Raw genomic sequence first — 13,593 nt, forward strand, 5'->3', positions numbered from 1 at the left:
ATCCGCTAAACTCGTCGAAATTCACAAACACGCGAGAAGGATGAGCATGTTGCAGTACACCTTGGCTGCGGCGCTGGTACCGGCGCTGTTTCTCGTTTGGTTTTTCTATCGTGCGGACCTACGGCCGGAGCCGCCGAAGGTGATATGGATCACTTTCTTTTTAGGCGTCGCCTCGACCTTCGCCGTGTTGGCGGTGCTTTTACCGGTCAAATACTTGTTTGGCGATTTCGAGGATCTGGCCAATCCGCTCTGGGGCAGCGTAGGGGAGGCGTTTTGCTCCGCCGCGATTCCTGAAGAACTCCTCAAGTTTTGTGTGCTGTTTTTCTTCGCCGCCCGCCACCGCGCGTTCGACGAGCCCATGGACGGCATCGTGTACGGCGCCACGGCGTCGCTGGGTTTTGCGGCGCTGGAAAACGTGTTGTACACGCTGTCGGGCGGGATGGTCGTGGCGATCATGCGGGCGCTGACCGCGGTGCCGGCGCACGCCTGCTTCGGCGCGGTCATGGGATACTATTTGGGGCAGGCGAAATTCCGTTCGGGGGCCAGTCGCTTCTACTTCTTACCCGCAGCGCTCATCTGGCCGATCGTCTTGCACGGGCTGTACGATTTTCCGCTCATGTTGGCGAACCGGATCGATTCGGCGTCGGGCCTGGCCGAATTCGGGATGTTTTCGGCATCGATGCTCGTGTTGATCCTCGGCGCCGTGTGGACGTTGTTGCTGGTGCGGAAACTTAATCACGCGCAACGCGCGGAGTTGGGGATGGAACGCCCCGCGCGTCCCTCATTATTCGATACATCCAGAAAAGCCAAACCGGCGGCGCCGGCCCCGGCGGTTGCGACAGGCATTCCCGTGGCACCGGCCCCGGTGGGCGGCGTGAGGATCGGACCGCCTCCACCGGTACCGCGCCGGGCCGCCACCGATGCCTGGACCATCATGATGTTGATCGGCGGGGCGATATTGGGCACGATCGGCGCTTTGCTGACGCTGGTGGCCATTGTCGGTGTGATCGCCGAGCCACCGAGCGGCGGCGATGACGTGTTGGTCATCGGCTGCGTTTCGTTCATGGCGCTGGTGCCCAGCGTCGGCGGCGTGGTGTTATTCGTGTTGGGCCTGCGTCGCATGCGGAAATAGAAAAGGACGCCCGCCTCGAGCGTCCTTAGTCTCGCCTTGATTGTATTCTAGTACTTGTAGAACCCTTGGCCGGTTTTGCGACCGAGGCGACCTGCTTCCACCATTTTGATCAATAGCGGGCACGGACGATATTTGGCGTCGCTAAAGCCGGTGTAGAGCCTCTCCATGATGAACAGGCAGGTATCCAGGCCGATCAGGTCGGCGAGCGTGAGCGGCCCCATGGGGTGGTTCATGCCCAGTTTCATGACGGTATCGATCGCCTCGGCGTCGGCGATGCCTTCGTAGAGGCAATAGACCGCCTCGTTGATCATCGGCATGAGGATGCGGTTGGAAATGAAACCGGGGTAGTCGGCGACCTCGGCCGGTGTTTTGCCCAGTTCAAGGGAGAGGTCGTAGATGGCTTTGTAGGTATCGTCCGAAGTGGCCAGGCCGCGTACGATTTCGATCAACTTCATGACCGGCACGGGATTGAAAAAGTGCATGCCGATGACTTTTTCCGGGCGCGCGGTCGCCGCGGCAATGGCGGTGATGGACTGGCTTGACGTGTTGGTGGCCAGGATCACGTCAGGACGGCAGACCTGGTCGAGTTCCATGAAGACTTTTTTCTTGATATCGAGATTCTCGACGGCGGCCTCGATAACCAGGTCGGCGTCTTTGGCCAGCGAGAGATCGCTGACGGCCTGGATGTTGGCCAACAGCGCGTCTTTCTGTTCGGCGGTGATCCTTTCCTTTTTCACTTGGCGGTCCAAGCCCTTGCTGACCGCGGCTTTGCCCTTGTCGGCGAGTTCTTGACTGATGTCGTGCAGCAGGACGGTTTTACCCTTTCCGGCGGCGACCTGCGCGATGCCGTGACCCATTTGGCCGGCACCGACTACAAAAATCGTCTGAATGCTCATGTTCTGCTCCTTCCGTATATCCGCATGGTTGCCGAAATCTCGTGGAAAATCGATGAAACTGAGTCTTCGTAGCACGCCTGAAATATGGGAGCAAGTACCAGTTGCGGGAGTATATTCATTCTGGTACAAACGACCGTCGTTTTTGGTCGAAAGCGCCGTTCTCCGGGGGTCGTCAATGGCGAAAAAGGACTTTGGCAAACTGCACATCTGTGGCGAGTGTGGAACCAAATTTTTCGACTTCAACAGCGAGGGTCGGACATGTCCGAAATGCGGCCTTGCGGAATCCGGTGAGCCGCGCAAGAAGCCGGTCTCGCCGAAGAAAACCGTCGAGAAACCGAAGCGCGAAAACTTCGACGAGATTGATGATCTAGACGACATCGATGGGGATTACGACGGAGAATTCGACGAAGAATTAGACGGTGATTTTCCCGCCGCCGACGAAGTCAGCGACAAGCCGGATGCCGACGCCGGCAACGATTCAACCGACGACAGCGACGGCGGCGACGGGAAAACGAAGTAGTCGCCCCGCCAAGGCCGGCGGAGCAGCGGGCGAGTCGTTATTCTGCAGAGTGATTCACTTGCGCGTGTGGCGGCACGAAGAAACCCGCATACGCCTCTTTTAATTCTTCCCCAAATAGCGGCGCCAATTTGCTGCCCTGCCTGCGAACCGGCGTTAAATCGAGGGTCATGAGGCGATCACCGTAATAGGTGAAGCGGGTGACGAAGGTGACGGGGAAACGCAACTCCGGCCCGGTCGAGAAACCCAAGCTACCCAGCCCGAAGAAAATGAACACGTTGTTTACCAGTTCCATGCCGCCGGGCGCGAAATCGCCCGCGAAAATGATGGCGGCCGGCTTCGCTTCGGTAAGGCGGTAAGCGATCGCCGAATGCTCGACGGGCGGTTTTTTCGCAACCAGGTAAACGAACGTCCGGCGCTTGGCGGCCGTCTGTTTTTGGACGGCGGCAAAGGCTTTTTCGAGCGACCAATCCGGGGAAGAGATATCAAACACCATCACGGCGAATGCCACGCCGCGCGAATCAAACACTTGGACGGGAGTGGTGGAGGGCGAAGCCGTCAGTAGATTGTGGCTCGCCAAACCCTCTCCATTAGCCGCGGCGATACCCGGCAGCGTGGCTACGACGTCGATGCCCGCATAGTCCAGCGCGCCATACCACTCCGGATCCAGGCAACGCGCGCCGGGCCGGCAATCCTTTTCGAAAGGCGCGGCGAGAACCGTGGCTGTCAGGTCGAAGCCCTGCAACAGCGGCGCCGCTTTGAAAAAAGCGTCCGTGACCGGTTCAAGCCTCTCGTCGATCATCACCGCAGGCGGATGGAGCGGGGGAATGAGGTGATCGGTCATGACGACGCGGCGCAATTGGTGGGGGTCGAAGACCAAATCCGCCGGCAGCGAGCCGTCGAGCTTCATCGGTATCAACAAGGGGTAACGATTGAAGTAGTAGCGCACCAGGGCGCCGCCACGCCGGGCGCAATCGCGTATGTAGGGTGTGTCGGGGCTTTCCCCGTCGATGGGAATGACGCGCAGTCCCGGCAACAAATCGTCCAGGGGTAGAAAGCCGAGCGTCATGGGGTCGGTCAACAGACGGCGGCGTACGGCTTCGGCGTCGGGCAGCACCTCGATCGGGACGGGCGTTTCGATTCCCATTTGGATGGGCACCCATTTGTCGAGCGGGGCGACCGTCACAACGCTCACGGGTACTTCGATACCGTTGATTTCCTTCCAATTGGAGATGACGCCGTCCACCATGTTTTTCACGCGGGCGGAGAACATGCTTTCCACGGGATTTTTCAGTCCCGTGACGCAGGCAATGATCGCCTTGTGTGTGCCTTCTTTATCGAACTGCGCGCCTTTGGGAATGCCGATGAGCAGCGTGTTGAGATCGGCGTCGTCCAGATGCATCGGTTCATGTTCGAGCAGGTAGTCCAAGTTGAGGTGATAGAGATGCGCCAGAATGCGTCCCTCGAGGTCGAGCCCGCCCATGCGAATCAGGGTCGGGCGGTCGTCGAGCAGGAGCTTCAGCTTTACGGAGTCGCGCTCGAGGAAGTAGCGGTTGTCCAGTATGTACTGCGTGAGCCAATCCACGTTCCGGCCGGCGCCGCGCGCAATGATGATTTGGGTACCCCAGATGACGCGACCGAAGTGCTTTTCCAGCAACGTGGCGAATACGTCCCGTTGACGAATGATCGCCTCGAAAGCGCGCTTTTTGTCCTCGTCCCATCCGAAGGAAAAGTCGAGCAACAAATTGTTGTAGCGCTGCATGAGCAGATGGAGACGCGGGATGTCTTCAATCAAGCCCAGCATGCGACCGCCGATGACCGACAAATTCGGGTAGTCGCGCAGGAAACTTTGAAATTCGTCGCCGTACTGGTCCATGTCCACGTCGACAAGCAAGGGCAGGTGGTTGAGTTCGCACCAGGCGTAGAAGTCGGCGAGTCGCGGGTCGTTCAGGGCGACGCGGCGGCGGTCCGGCAAGCCGTTGGCGATGCGAAAACCGCGCGCCTTTTTGGCGACAAGCGACTTCGCGTACGCCAACAAATCAGGTTCGTCGCCGCGAAGCAGGGGAAAGGCGATGATGCGGTGGGGAACGCGCGCGTGTGCGTCAAGCAGCAACTCGTTGTTGGCGTGCGAGGAGTTCCAATCGATCGGTTCGGTGGGATTGAAGGCCACGTTGTAGGCGCCGGCAAGCAGGATGTGGTCGATGCCGGCTTTGTCCATGGCCTGGAGCAAATCGCCGCCTTTGGCTTCGTCGGCGAGGTGATCGCGGCCGGAGTAAATGGATTTTTCATCGTAGAGACTATCGCCGCAGGCCGTGAAGAGCGGGATGCTTAGTATCAGAAACAAAAAAAGCCGCAGGGATCTCGGCATTTCACGTCCTTTGCTGGATTACGTTTTTTGACACCTCATTGTAATGACTACAACGAATTTGGTCAAACCTTTGCCGGGCGTAAATCGGGCGTCTCGATTGAGCGGTCGTTCAGTTTACGGCACAAAAACGTCCCATTTTGAGTAATAGGAAAAAGGCAGTGGTTTCGTTGAGTTGAATTAAGCCAACGGTTGGCGGTGGGTCCGTGTTTTTTGATAAATAGACTTTTTGAAGGCAGTATTTTTCGTTGACAGGAGGGGGAATATGGTTATTTTTGTGCTGGCGTTTTGAGATTAGCGCGAATGTAAAGGAGTAATCAGATCATGAGTAAGATTATCGGCATCGACCTGGGAACAACAAACTCGGTCGTGGCGGTGATGGAAGGCAACGAAGCCAAAGTCATTGTCAACTCGGAAGGTGGACGTACGACTCCTTCAGTCGTGGCTTTTACCAAGGACGGCGAGAAGCTGGTCGGCACAGTTGCCAAGCACCAAGCCGTATCCAATCCGGAAAACACGATTTTTTCGATTAAGAGGTTTATGGGGCGCCGCGTCGCTGAAGTGACCGAGGAGCGGAGCTTCGTACCGTATAATATCGTGAGTGGTCCCAACGGCGACGTGCGCATCGAGGTCGACGGGAAGCAGTACAGCCCGCCTGAAATCAGCGCGATGATTCTGCAGAAACTGCGCAGCGCGGCCGAAGACTATCTTGGTCAAAAGGTGAGCGAAGCCGTCATCACCGTGCCCGCTTATTTTAACGACAGCCAACGCCAAGCCACGAAGGACGCCGGTACGATTGCTGGCTTGACCGTGCGGCGCATCATCAACGAGCCCACGGCGGCCGCGTTGGCGTACGGCCTGGATAAAAAAGAGAACAAAGTGATCGCGGTCTACGACTTCGGCGGCGGCACCTTCGACATTTCGATTCTGGAAGTCGGCGAAGGCGTGGTGGAGGTTAAGGCCACCAACGGCGACACCCATCTGGGCGGCGACAATTTGGATCACCGCGTGATTGAGTGGCTCGTCGCCGAGTTCAAGAAAGAGCAAGGCATCGATCTGTCGCAGGACAAGATGGCGCTGCAGCGCCTGAAGGAAGCGGCCGAGAAGGCGAAGGTCGAATTGTCGACAGCCAGTTCGACGAAGATCAACTTGCCCTTCGTGACGGCCGACGCCGCGGGACCGAAGCACTTGGACTTTGATCTGACGCGCTCGAAATTGGAGCAGTTGATCGACGACTTGGTCGAGCGGACCAGGCGCCCGGTGGAACAAGCGCTTGCCGACGCGAAGATGACGCCGTCGGATATCGACGAAGTTGTGCTCGTCGGCGGCAGCACCCGCGTACCGAAAGTGCAGGAACTGGTCAAAAGCGTCTTCGGGCGCGAACCGCACCGCGGCGTGAATCCGGACGAAGTCGTGGCCGTGGGCGCGGCGATTCAAGGCGGCGTGTTGGCCGGCGACGTCAAGGACGTACTGCTGCTGGATGTCACGCCCTTGTCGCTGGGAATCGAGACATTGGGCGGCGTGATGACGCGGCTGATCGAGCGCAACACGACGATCCCGACGCAGAAAAAGGAAACGTTCTCCACGGCCTCGGATAGCCAAACGAGCGTGGAAATTCACGTGATGCAGGGAGAGCGCGAACTCGCCCGGGACAATCGCACGTTGGGCAAATTCCACCTCACCGGAATTCCGCCCGCGCCGCGCGGTGTGCCGCAGATCGAAGTCAGCTTCGATATCGACGTGAACGGCATTATGTCGGTTTCGGCGAGAGACATCGCCACAAGCCAGCAGCAGTCGATTACGATCACGAGTTCGTCAGGCTTGAATAAAGACGAAGTGGAGAAGATGGTTCACGACGCCGAGGCGCACGCGGAAGACGACAAGCAGCGGCGCGAGTCGATCGACCTGCGAAACCAGGCCGATTCGCTGTGCTACCAAACCGAGAAGCTGCTTCAAGAGAACCGCGAGGCGGTTGGCGAGCCCGAGGCCGGAAATATCGAAGCGGCCGTCGCCGAATTACGTAAAGCGCTCGAGGGCGAGGACGTCGCCGATATTAAGGCGAAGATGGAAGTGCTTACGCAGGCGTCGCACAAATTAGCCGAAGCCATGTACCAGAGAGCCTCCGCGGAAGCGGCGGGCGATTCAGGCGGCGACGCGGCGCCGGGTGCAGAACCGGAATCGGGTAAGGCCGCCAGTGGTGGCGACGATGTGATCGACGCGGAGATTGTCGACGAAAATTGATGTCCGCCTGAAAGCTTCGGGCGACGTTTGTGGCGCACAGGAAGACTGGTTTAAGGTGGTTGAGATGGGGCGCCGCAAACGGCGCCCTTTTCGTGCCGCCCAACGGCGGTTGACCGGGTAAACGTGTGACGGAGGACGATCGCATTGGCCGGGAGACGTGATTACTACGACGTGTTGGGAGTGCCTCGCGGCGCCGAGATGAAGGATATTCGTTCGGCGTACAAGAAACTTGCGAAGAAATTCCACCCTGACTTAAATCCGGACGACAAGGAAGCCGAAGCGCGTTTCAAGGAAATCTCGGAAGCGTACGCGGTGTTGTCGAATCCGGAGGCGCGCAAAAAGTACGACCAATTCGGCCATCAAGGGCCGCAGGCCGGCGGTTTCGACTTTTCCGGATTCGATTTTCGCAACATGAGCGGCGGATTTTCCTCGCAAGGCGAAACCTTTTTCGGATCCTTCGGCGACATCTTGTCGGACTTGCTCGGCGGGCGGGGCGCGAGGGGCCCGCGCGGCCGGCGACCGTCGCGGGGCGATCCCTTCGGCGGCTTCGATCCCTCCGGAATCGGCGGATTCGAGGACGGCGGCTTTCGCGGCCGGCGACCGCCGCAAGAATTGCGGTTGAAGCTGAATATCGACTTCATCTTGGCGGCGCAGGGCGGGGTGACGAAAATCCATCTGGCGGTTGGCGGGCAGAATCAGGAAATCACGACGCGGATTCCGGCCGGTATGAGTACGGGACAAGTCATTCGGCTGAAGGGCAAGGGCCCCGGCGGGACCGATCTACTCTTAGAATTGGAGGTCGGCGAGCACCCGGTTTTCACGCGGGATGGTTTAAACCTGCGGTGTACCGTGCCGATCACGATCGCCGAGGCCGTGCTTGGCGCGAAGGTGCGGGTGCCGACCCTGGAGGGCGAAGCGACAATTACGATCCCGCCGGGCACGCAAGGCGGCCAAACCCTTCGCTTGCGGGGACGAGGCGTGCGCAAGAGCAATAAGCAAAAAGGGGATTTGTTCGTCAACGTAAAAATTGCCGTACCGAAAAAGGTGAACGACAAATCCAAGGCGCTGATCCAAACTTTTGACAAAGATAATCCGATGCATCCGCGAGCGGACATCAAGGAGTAGGAGAATTTAGGCTATGGCGGAAGAGAAGGGAAAGCCGAAGGCGTCGAAAACCAACGGGGCCGATCAGGAGCGCGCGGCCGACACCGTCGCGGCGGAGGAGGCTCCGGTCGAGGCGCCGTCGGACGAGGAGGCGGGCGATCCAGGGGATTGGCAGGCTCGTTACATACGCCTGGCGGCCGACATGGACAATTTCCGCAAGCGCACGGAGCGCGAACTGGCGTCCCGGCACGAAGCGGGCCTCGCGCGGGCGGTGATGGAATTTCTGCCGGTGCTCGATTCCCTCGATCGATCTTTGGAAAGCGCCCCGGCCGGACAGGACGAAGCTTGGCGGACTGGCGTGGAGAAGATTCACCAGCAGTTTCTAGAGGCATTGACCCGAATTGGCGTGCAACCGATTTCCGCCGAGGGCGGCTCGGCGTTGGATCCGCGGATTCACGAAGTATTAGCGACGCAGCCGTCGACGGATATCGAGGCAGAAAAGATTTTGCAGACGTTTCAGGTCGGATATACATTGAATGAAAGGTTGCTGCGGCCGGCGAAGGTAATCGTCGCTGTGGCCCCACCCGATAATCAGTCACAGGAGTAGGGACATTATGGCGTCCGATGCAACGAAAAAAGACAAGCCGGTGTCAGAACAGGAAATGGCGAAAGACGGGGAAGTATCTGGCGAACACGAAAAAGAGCAATTCGAAGAGGATTGCGAGCCTTGTGAGACCGATTTTCGTTCTTTGCCGCCGATTGATTTTACTTCCTTCGTTTTTTCGTTATCGACCAGCACCATGATTTACCTCGGGGTGTTGCCGGAGACGGAAGGCGTTGAGTCCAAGGTCGACTTGGCGATGGCCAAGCAGCACATTGATATCCTCGGTATGCTGCAGGAAAGGACGAAGGGTAATCTGACGCAAGAGGAAGCGGACTTCCTGGAACGATCGCTGTACGACCTCCGTTTGCGTTTTGTGACCGCTTGTTCTGAGTAGCCCCGCGGACACGTCATCGACTTGAGGAGTTGCGAATGAAGATCACCGTCGCGGCACGGGCCGCGTTGGCAGTGAGCCTTTTTACGATAATCCTGCTATTCGCAGTGCCGGCGCAGGCCGAAGTCCCAAGTTTCGCGGACCTGGTTAAAGCGGCGGCTCCCGCGGTCGTGAACATCGACGTGTCGAAAGACGCCCCGCGCCGTCCGGGTCTCTTCACGCCCCACAAAGACCGCGTTCAGCAAGGGCAGGGTTCGGGGTTCATCATCGATCCCGAGGGCTACATCGTCACCAACAATCACGTGGTGCGTGACTCGGCGCAGATCGTTGTGCGGCTTTCGGACAAGCGCGCTTTCCCGGCGAAGATCATCGGTACCGATCCGAAGACTGATTTGGCCCTGCTGAAAATCGAAGAGTCGGGCTTGCCGTACCTGCGTTTCGGCGACAGCGAGCAGTTGGAAGTTGGAGAATGGGTCGTGGCGATCGGCAATCCGTTGGGCTTTTCGCACACGGTGACGGCGGGGATCGTTTCGGCCAAGGGACGTTGGATCGGCGCGACGCAATACGACGATTTCATTCAGACCGACGCGTCGATCAATCCGGGAAATTCCGGAGGGCCGCTGCTCAACACGAGCGGTGAAGTTGTCGGTATCAATACGTTGATCGCGGCGGGCCAGGGCCTCGGGTTCGCCATTCCCAGCAACTTGGCGCGGCACATCATCGGGCAACTCCAAGAAGCGGGGTCGGTCGCGCGCGCCTGGTTGGGAGTGCAACACCAGCAGGTGACGCCTGAACTGGCGGCGAGCTTTGGTTTGGACCGACCGCGCGGCGCGTTGGTGCGACAGGTCGTGGCCGATAGCCCCGCGAAAAAAGCGGGCATCGAAAGCGGCGACATCATCGTGGAATTCGACGGGCGCTCCGTCGAAGATTCACGGGACCTGCCGATCATGGTTTCGAATATGCCGATCGGCAAACGCGTTTCGGTCGTAGTCGTGCGCAACGGACGCGAGAAATCGCTGAAGGTCACGCTGGGCGATCTGGACCGGGCGATCACGAGCCTGAGCCCCGCCGAACCGCAGAAACCCACGCACAAAAAGCACGAAGTGCTGGGTATGTTGTTGGCCGACATCACGCCGCCGGTCGCCCGCAAGCTGGGTGTGCCGCCGGGACGCGGTGTGCTTATTCAGCGGGTCAATCCGCTTGGATCCGCGGCGCAGAAGGGGTTGGCGCAAGAAGATATCATCGTGAAAATTAACGGTGTGAAGGTCAAATCGGTCGCGAAAGTTGTGGCGAGCATCTCGGCCCTGCCGGAGGGCGCTTTGGTGCGCTTTTTCGTCCAACGTGGTGATTTTACGTTTTTTGCGACGCTGACTCGCTAAGCGAAAGGCTGATCCAGAACGATCGTCTCGTCCCGGCCCGGGCCGACGGAGATGAGGCGGATCGGCAATTTCAAATAACGTTCCACAAATTTCAGAAGGGCACGCGCTTCGGGCGGCAGTTCGTCCCACGTGCGGGCGCCGCAGACCGATCCCTGCCATCCCGGAAGCTCCTCATACACCGGCTCGATCCGTTCGTACGCCCACGTCGAGGCGGGGATGTGGTCAATCGGCTTGCCGTCGAGTTCATAGCCCACGGCGACCTTGATGTTCTGTAAGCCGTCGAGGACGTCGAGCTTGGTCAGGATCAGATCGGTGATGCCGTTGATTTCCGAAGCGTACTGCACGGCCATCAGATCCAGCCAACCGCAACGGCGGGGCCGGCCGGTGGTCGAACCGTATTCGTTGCCATGGTCGCGCAAAGCCTGGCCGATATCGTCGTCGAGTTGGGTCGGGAAGGGACCGGCTCCCACGCGCGTGCAGTAGGCCTTGATCACAGCCATGATGCGGTCGATTTTTCGCGGCCCGACACCGGCGCCGGTGCACACCGCACCGCTGATCGTGTTGGAACTGGTCACGTAGGGGTAAGTGCCGTGATCGATGTCCAGCATCGTGCCTTGGGCGCCTTCGAAGAGTACTTTTTTGTCGGCGGCGATCGCCTGATTGACCAGCCGATAGGTACAGCCCACGTAAGGTCGCAAGGTCTCGGCCAACGCTTCGTACGCGGAAAGCACCTCGTCCAAGTCCAGCGTCGGGGCGTCATAGAATTTCTCGAGCATAAAATTGGCTTCGGGCAGCACCTTCTCGAAATAAGCGCGCAGAAAACCGGGCTGCACGAAATCGCCAAAGCGAAGGCCGGTACGCGCGGCCTTGGCGCGATACACCGGACCGATGCCCCGGCCCGTCGTGCCGATTTTGCCTTCGCCTTTTTTCGCTTCGGCGGCCTTATCCAGCGCGATGTGGTGCGGGCAGGTGACGTGCGCGCGGTCGCTGATGACAAGCTGCGAGTCATCCTGGAAAACGCCTTTGGTTTTGAGGCGCGTGATTTCGTCGATGAGCACGGCGGGGTCGAGGACGACACCATTGCCGATGACGCACTTGACGCCGGGGTGCAAAACTCCCGAGGGGATGTGGTGAAGGATCGTCTTCTCGCCGTCGACCACGACCGTGTGACCGGCATTGTTCCCGCCCTGATAGCGCACGATCATGTCGGCGCGCTGGGCGTAGATGTCGATCACCATTCCTTTGCCTTCGTCGCCCCATTGGGCGCCCAAGATCACGGTTGAGGGCATGCTAACCTCCGTGTGCGGACAGTCCTATTCGCTAACTAGGTGTACGACGCGGGCCGAGGTAACGTTCGGCAGGTTGCCGAATTCGGCCACCACTTCCGGCGTGATGTCGCCGTCGACGGTTACGACCATCAGAGCCTCGGAAAGATCCTTGTGACGGGCCAGGCGCAGTTGGCCGATGTTGATGCCGCGCTGGCCCAACAGGGTGCCGACTTCGCCCACGACGCCGGGCACGTCGTGGTTGGTAATGACGATCAGGTAACCGTTGGTATCCACGTTGATCGCGTATCCGAATACGCGCACGATTCGCTCTTCACCCGGGGCCGGAATCGAACCCTGTACGCCGATTTCGGTGCCGTCTTCGAACACCGCCTTTACGCCGATGACGTTGACGAAATCCTGCAGACTCTCCCGCTTGGATGTGGCTACGGATACGCCGCGCTCCTTGGCGAGGTAGGGCGCGCTGACCGGATTGATGTCTTCGATGCCGAAGTGGGGCAGCACGCCAAGCAGAACCGCGATCTGCAGCGGCGCGTCCGGGAACAATGCGAAATCGCCGCCGATGAATATCTTGAGATCGCGGGGGGCGCGGTCCAGCAACTGCCCGACGAAGCTTCCCACCGTGTGCGCCAGGGAAAGCACGGGGCGCATGCGCTCGAGCAATTCCGGCGCGACCTGCGGGGCGTTGACGGGGTTTTTGATCACGCCGCCGCGCAGGTAGTCGATAATCTGTTCGGAGATCGCGATGGCGACGTTGTCCTGGGCTTCGCTGGTCGAGGCTCCCAAATGGGGCGTTACCACGACGTTGTCCAGTTCAAACAGGGGCGAATCGGTGCACGGCTCGGTGACAAAGACATCGACGGCGGCGCCGGCCACCTTGCCGCTTTGCAGGGCGTCGTAGAGGTCTTGCTCGTTGACGATGCCGCCGCGGGCGCAATTGATGATACGGACGCCATCCTTCATCTTGGCGATGGTGTCGTGGTTGATCAGGTTGAGGGTTTTTTCGCCTTTGGGAACGTGTACGGAAACGTAATCGCATTTAGCGAGCAGTTCCTCGAAGGTGGCGGGAATCGCGCCGGCCTCGACGATCTTGTCGGGTACGACGAAGGGGTCGTGGACCAGCACGCGCATCTGGAGGCCCAGGGCGCGGCTGACGACGATGCGGCCGACGTTGCCGAAACCGAGCACTCCGAGTGTTTTGCCGAAGACCTCGACACCGATGTTCTGCGATTTTTCCCAGCGACCGTTTTTCAAAGCGCCGTGGGCCTGTGGAATGCGGCGCGACAGGGCCATCATCATAGAAATGGCGTGCTCGCCGGTCGCCACGTTGTTGCCGCCGGGGGTGTTCATGACGACGATTCCGCGCCGACTGGCGGCCGCGAGGTCGATGTTGTCCACGCCGATGCCAGCGCGGCCGATGGCCTTGAGTTTGGGCGCGCCGGCGATCAGCTCGGCGGTCGCTTTCGTGCTGCTTCGAACGATCAGGGCGTCGGCTTCGGCGATCGCCTCGGCGAGTTCGGCACCCTTCAAGCCGGTACGATAATCGACCTGGATATCGGGGGTCGATTCGAGAATCGCCAAGCCTTTTTCGGAAAACTTATCGCTAACCAAAACACGCATGGTTCGCTCCTCAATCGCAGTTGCTGCGGGCATTTGGTGCCGAAAAACCCTTCACGGG

General features: G+C 59.4%; 11 protein-coding genes. 7 read left to right on the forward strand and 4 right to left on the reverse strand.

Annotation, left to right across the window (positions count from 1 at the left end):
• Positions 1 to 46 precede the first annotated feature (46 nt).
• Positions 47 to 1,132, forward strand: a complete 1,086-nt coding sequence (locus tag P9L99_03740) for a PrsW family glutamic-type intramembrane protease (GenBank protein ID MDP8222447.1) — start codon at positions 47 to 49, stop codon at positions 1,130 to 1,132.
• A gap of 47 nt (positions 1,133 to 1,179) precedes the next feature.
• Here P9L99_03740 and P9L99_03745 read toward each other — a convergent pair whose 3' ends face one another.
• Positions 1,180 to 2,028: a 3-hydroxybutyryl-CoA dehydrogenase gene (locus P9L99_03745; GenBank protein MDP8222448.1), complete on the reverse strand. Its 849-nt coding sequence runs from the start codon at positions 2,026 to 2,028 to the stop codon at positions 1,180 to 1,182.
• Between the two features lie 175 nt (positions 2,029 to 2,203).
• On the opposite strand from P9L99_03745, the gene P9L99_03750 reads away from it, so the two are divergent.
• Positions 2,204 to 2,548: an FYDLN acid domain-containing protein gene (locus tag P9L99_03750; protein ID MDP8222449.1), complete on the forward strand. Its 345-nt coding sequence runs from the start codon at positions 2,204 to 2,206 to the stop codon at positions 2,546 to 2,548.
• 37 nt (positions 2,549 to 2,585) lie between these two features.
• Here the strand turns inward: P9L99_03750 and P9L99_03755 are convergent, their stop codons facing one another.
• Positions 2,586 to 4,913: a hypothetical protein gene (locus P9L99_03755; GenBank protein MDP8222450.1), complete on the reverse strand. Its 2,328-nt coding sequence runs from the start codon at positions 4,911 to 4,913 to the stop codon at positions 2,586 to 2,588.
• Positions 4,914 to 5,234: 321 nt separating this feature from the next.
• On the opposite strand from P9L99_03755, the gene dnaK reads away from it, so the two are divergent.
• The 5 genes from dnaK (at position 5,235) to P9L99_03780 (ending at position 10,629) form a co-directional block, all read left to right on the forward strand.
• Entirely contained in the window at positions 5,235 to 7,151 is a 1,917-nt protein-coding gene (dnaK, locus tag P9L99_03760; protein MDP8222451.1) for a molecular chaperone DnaK, read from the forward strand.
• A 144-nt stretch (positions 7,152 to 7,295) separates the two neighbouring features.
• A complete protein-coding gene (locus tag P9L99_03765; GenBank protein MDP8222452.1) occupies positions 7,296 to 8,276 on the forward strand; it encodes a DnaJ C-terminal domain-containing protein in 981 nt (326 codons plus the stop codon).
• A 13-nt stretch (positions 8,277 to 8,289) separates the two neighbouring features.
• Positions 8,290 to 8,862, forward strand: a complete 573-nt coding sequence (locus P9L99_03770) for a nucleotide exchange factor GrpE (protein ID MDP8222453.1) — start codon at positions 8,290 to 8,292, stop codon at positions 8,860 to 8,862.
• 7 nt (positions 8,863 to 8,869) lie between these two features.
• Positions 8,870 to 9,253, forward strand: coding sequence for a DUF1844 domain-containing protein (locus P9L99_03775; GenBank protein MDP8222454.1), 384 nt, complete (start codon positions 8,870 to 8,872; stop codon positions 9,251 to 9,253).
• A gap of 35 nt (positions 9,254 to 9,288) precedes the next feature.
• Positions 9,289 to 10,629: a Do family serine endopeptidase gene (locus tag P9L99_03780; GenBank protein ID MDP8222455.1), complete on the forward strand. Its 1,341-nt coding sequence runs from the start codon at positions 9,289 to 9,291 to the stop codon at positions 10,627 to 10,629.
• On the opposite strand, the gene P9L99_03785 is transcribed toward P9L99_03780, so the two are convergent.
• A complete protein-coding gene (locus tag P9L99_03785; GenBank protein MDP8222456.1) occupies positions 10,626 to 11,918 on the reverse strand; it encodes an adenylosuccinate synthase in 1,293 nt (430 codons plus the stop codon). The genes P9L99_03780 and P9L99_03785 overlap by 4 nt on opposite strands.
• A gap of 24 nt (positions 11,919 to 11,942) precedes the next feature.
• A complete protein-coding gene (gene serA / locus P9L99_03790) occupies positions 11,943 to 13,535 on the reverse strand; it encodes a phosphoglycerate dehydrogenase (protein MDP8222457.1) in 1,593 nt (530 codons plus the stop codon).
• Positions 13,536 to 13,593: the final 58 nt, after the last annotated feature.

This window comes from Candidatus Lernaella stagnicola (genome assembly GCA_030765525.1).
Classification (GTDB): Bacteria; Lernaellota; Lernaellaia; order Lernaellales; family Lernaellaceae; genus Lernaella; species Lernaella stagnicola.

Bases quoted from the DNA above. Each gene is read 5' to 3' on its own strand.
- P9L99_03775 (MDP8222454.1), top strand. From the start codon at position 8,870: ATGGCGTCCGATGCAACGAAAAAAGACAAGCCGGTGTCAGAACAGGAA.
- P9L99_03745 (MDP8222448.1), bottom strand. From the start codon at position 2,028: ATGAGCATTCAGACGATTTTTGTAGTCGGTGCCGGCCAAATGGGTCAC.
- dnaK (MDP8222451.1), top strand. From the start codon at position 5,235: ATGAGTAAGATTATCGGCATCGACCTGGGAACAACAAACTCGGTCGTG.
- P9L99_03770 (MDP8222453.1), top strand. From the start codon at position 8,290: ATGGCGGAAGAGAAGGGAAAGCCGAAGGCGTCGAAAACCAACGGGGCC.
- P9L99_03785 (MDP8222456.1), bottom strand. From the start codon at position 11,918: ATGCCCTCAACCGTGATCTTGGGCGCCCAATGGGGCGACGAAGGCAAA.
- P9L99_03750 (MDP8222449.1), top strand. From the start codon at position 2,204: ATGGCGAAAAAGGACTTTGGCAAACTGCACATCTGTGGCGAGTGTGGA.
- P9L99_03780 (MDP8222455.1), top strand. From the start codon at position 9,289: ATGAAGATCACCGTCGCGGCACGGGCCGCGTTGGCAGTGAGCCTTTTT.
- serA (MDP8222457.1), bottom strand. From the start codon at position 13,535: ATGCGTGTTTTGGTTAGCGATAAGTTTTCCGAAAAAGGCTTGGCGATT.
- P9L99_03755 (MDP8222450.1), bottom strand. From the start codon at position 4,913: ATGCCGAGATCCCTGCGGCTTTTTTTGTTTCTGATACTAAGCATCCCG.
- P9L99_03740 (MDP8222447.1), top strand. From the start codon at position 47: ATGTTGCAGTACACCTTGGCTGCGGCGCTGGTACCGGCGCTGTTTCTC.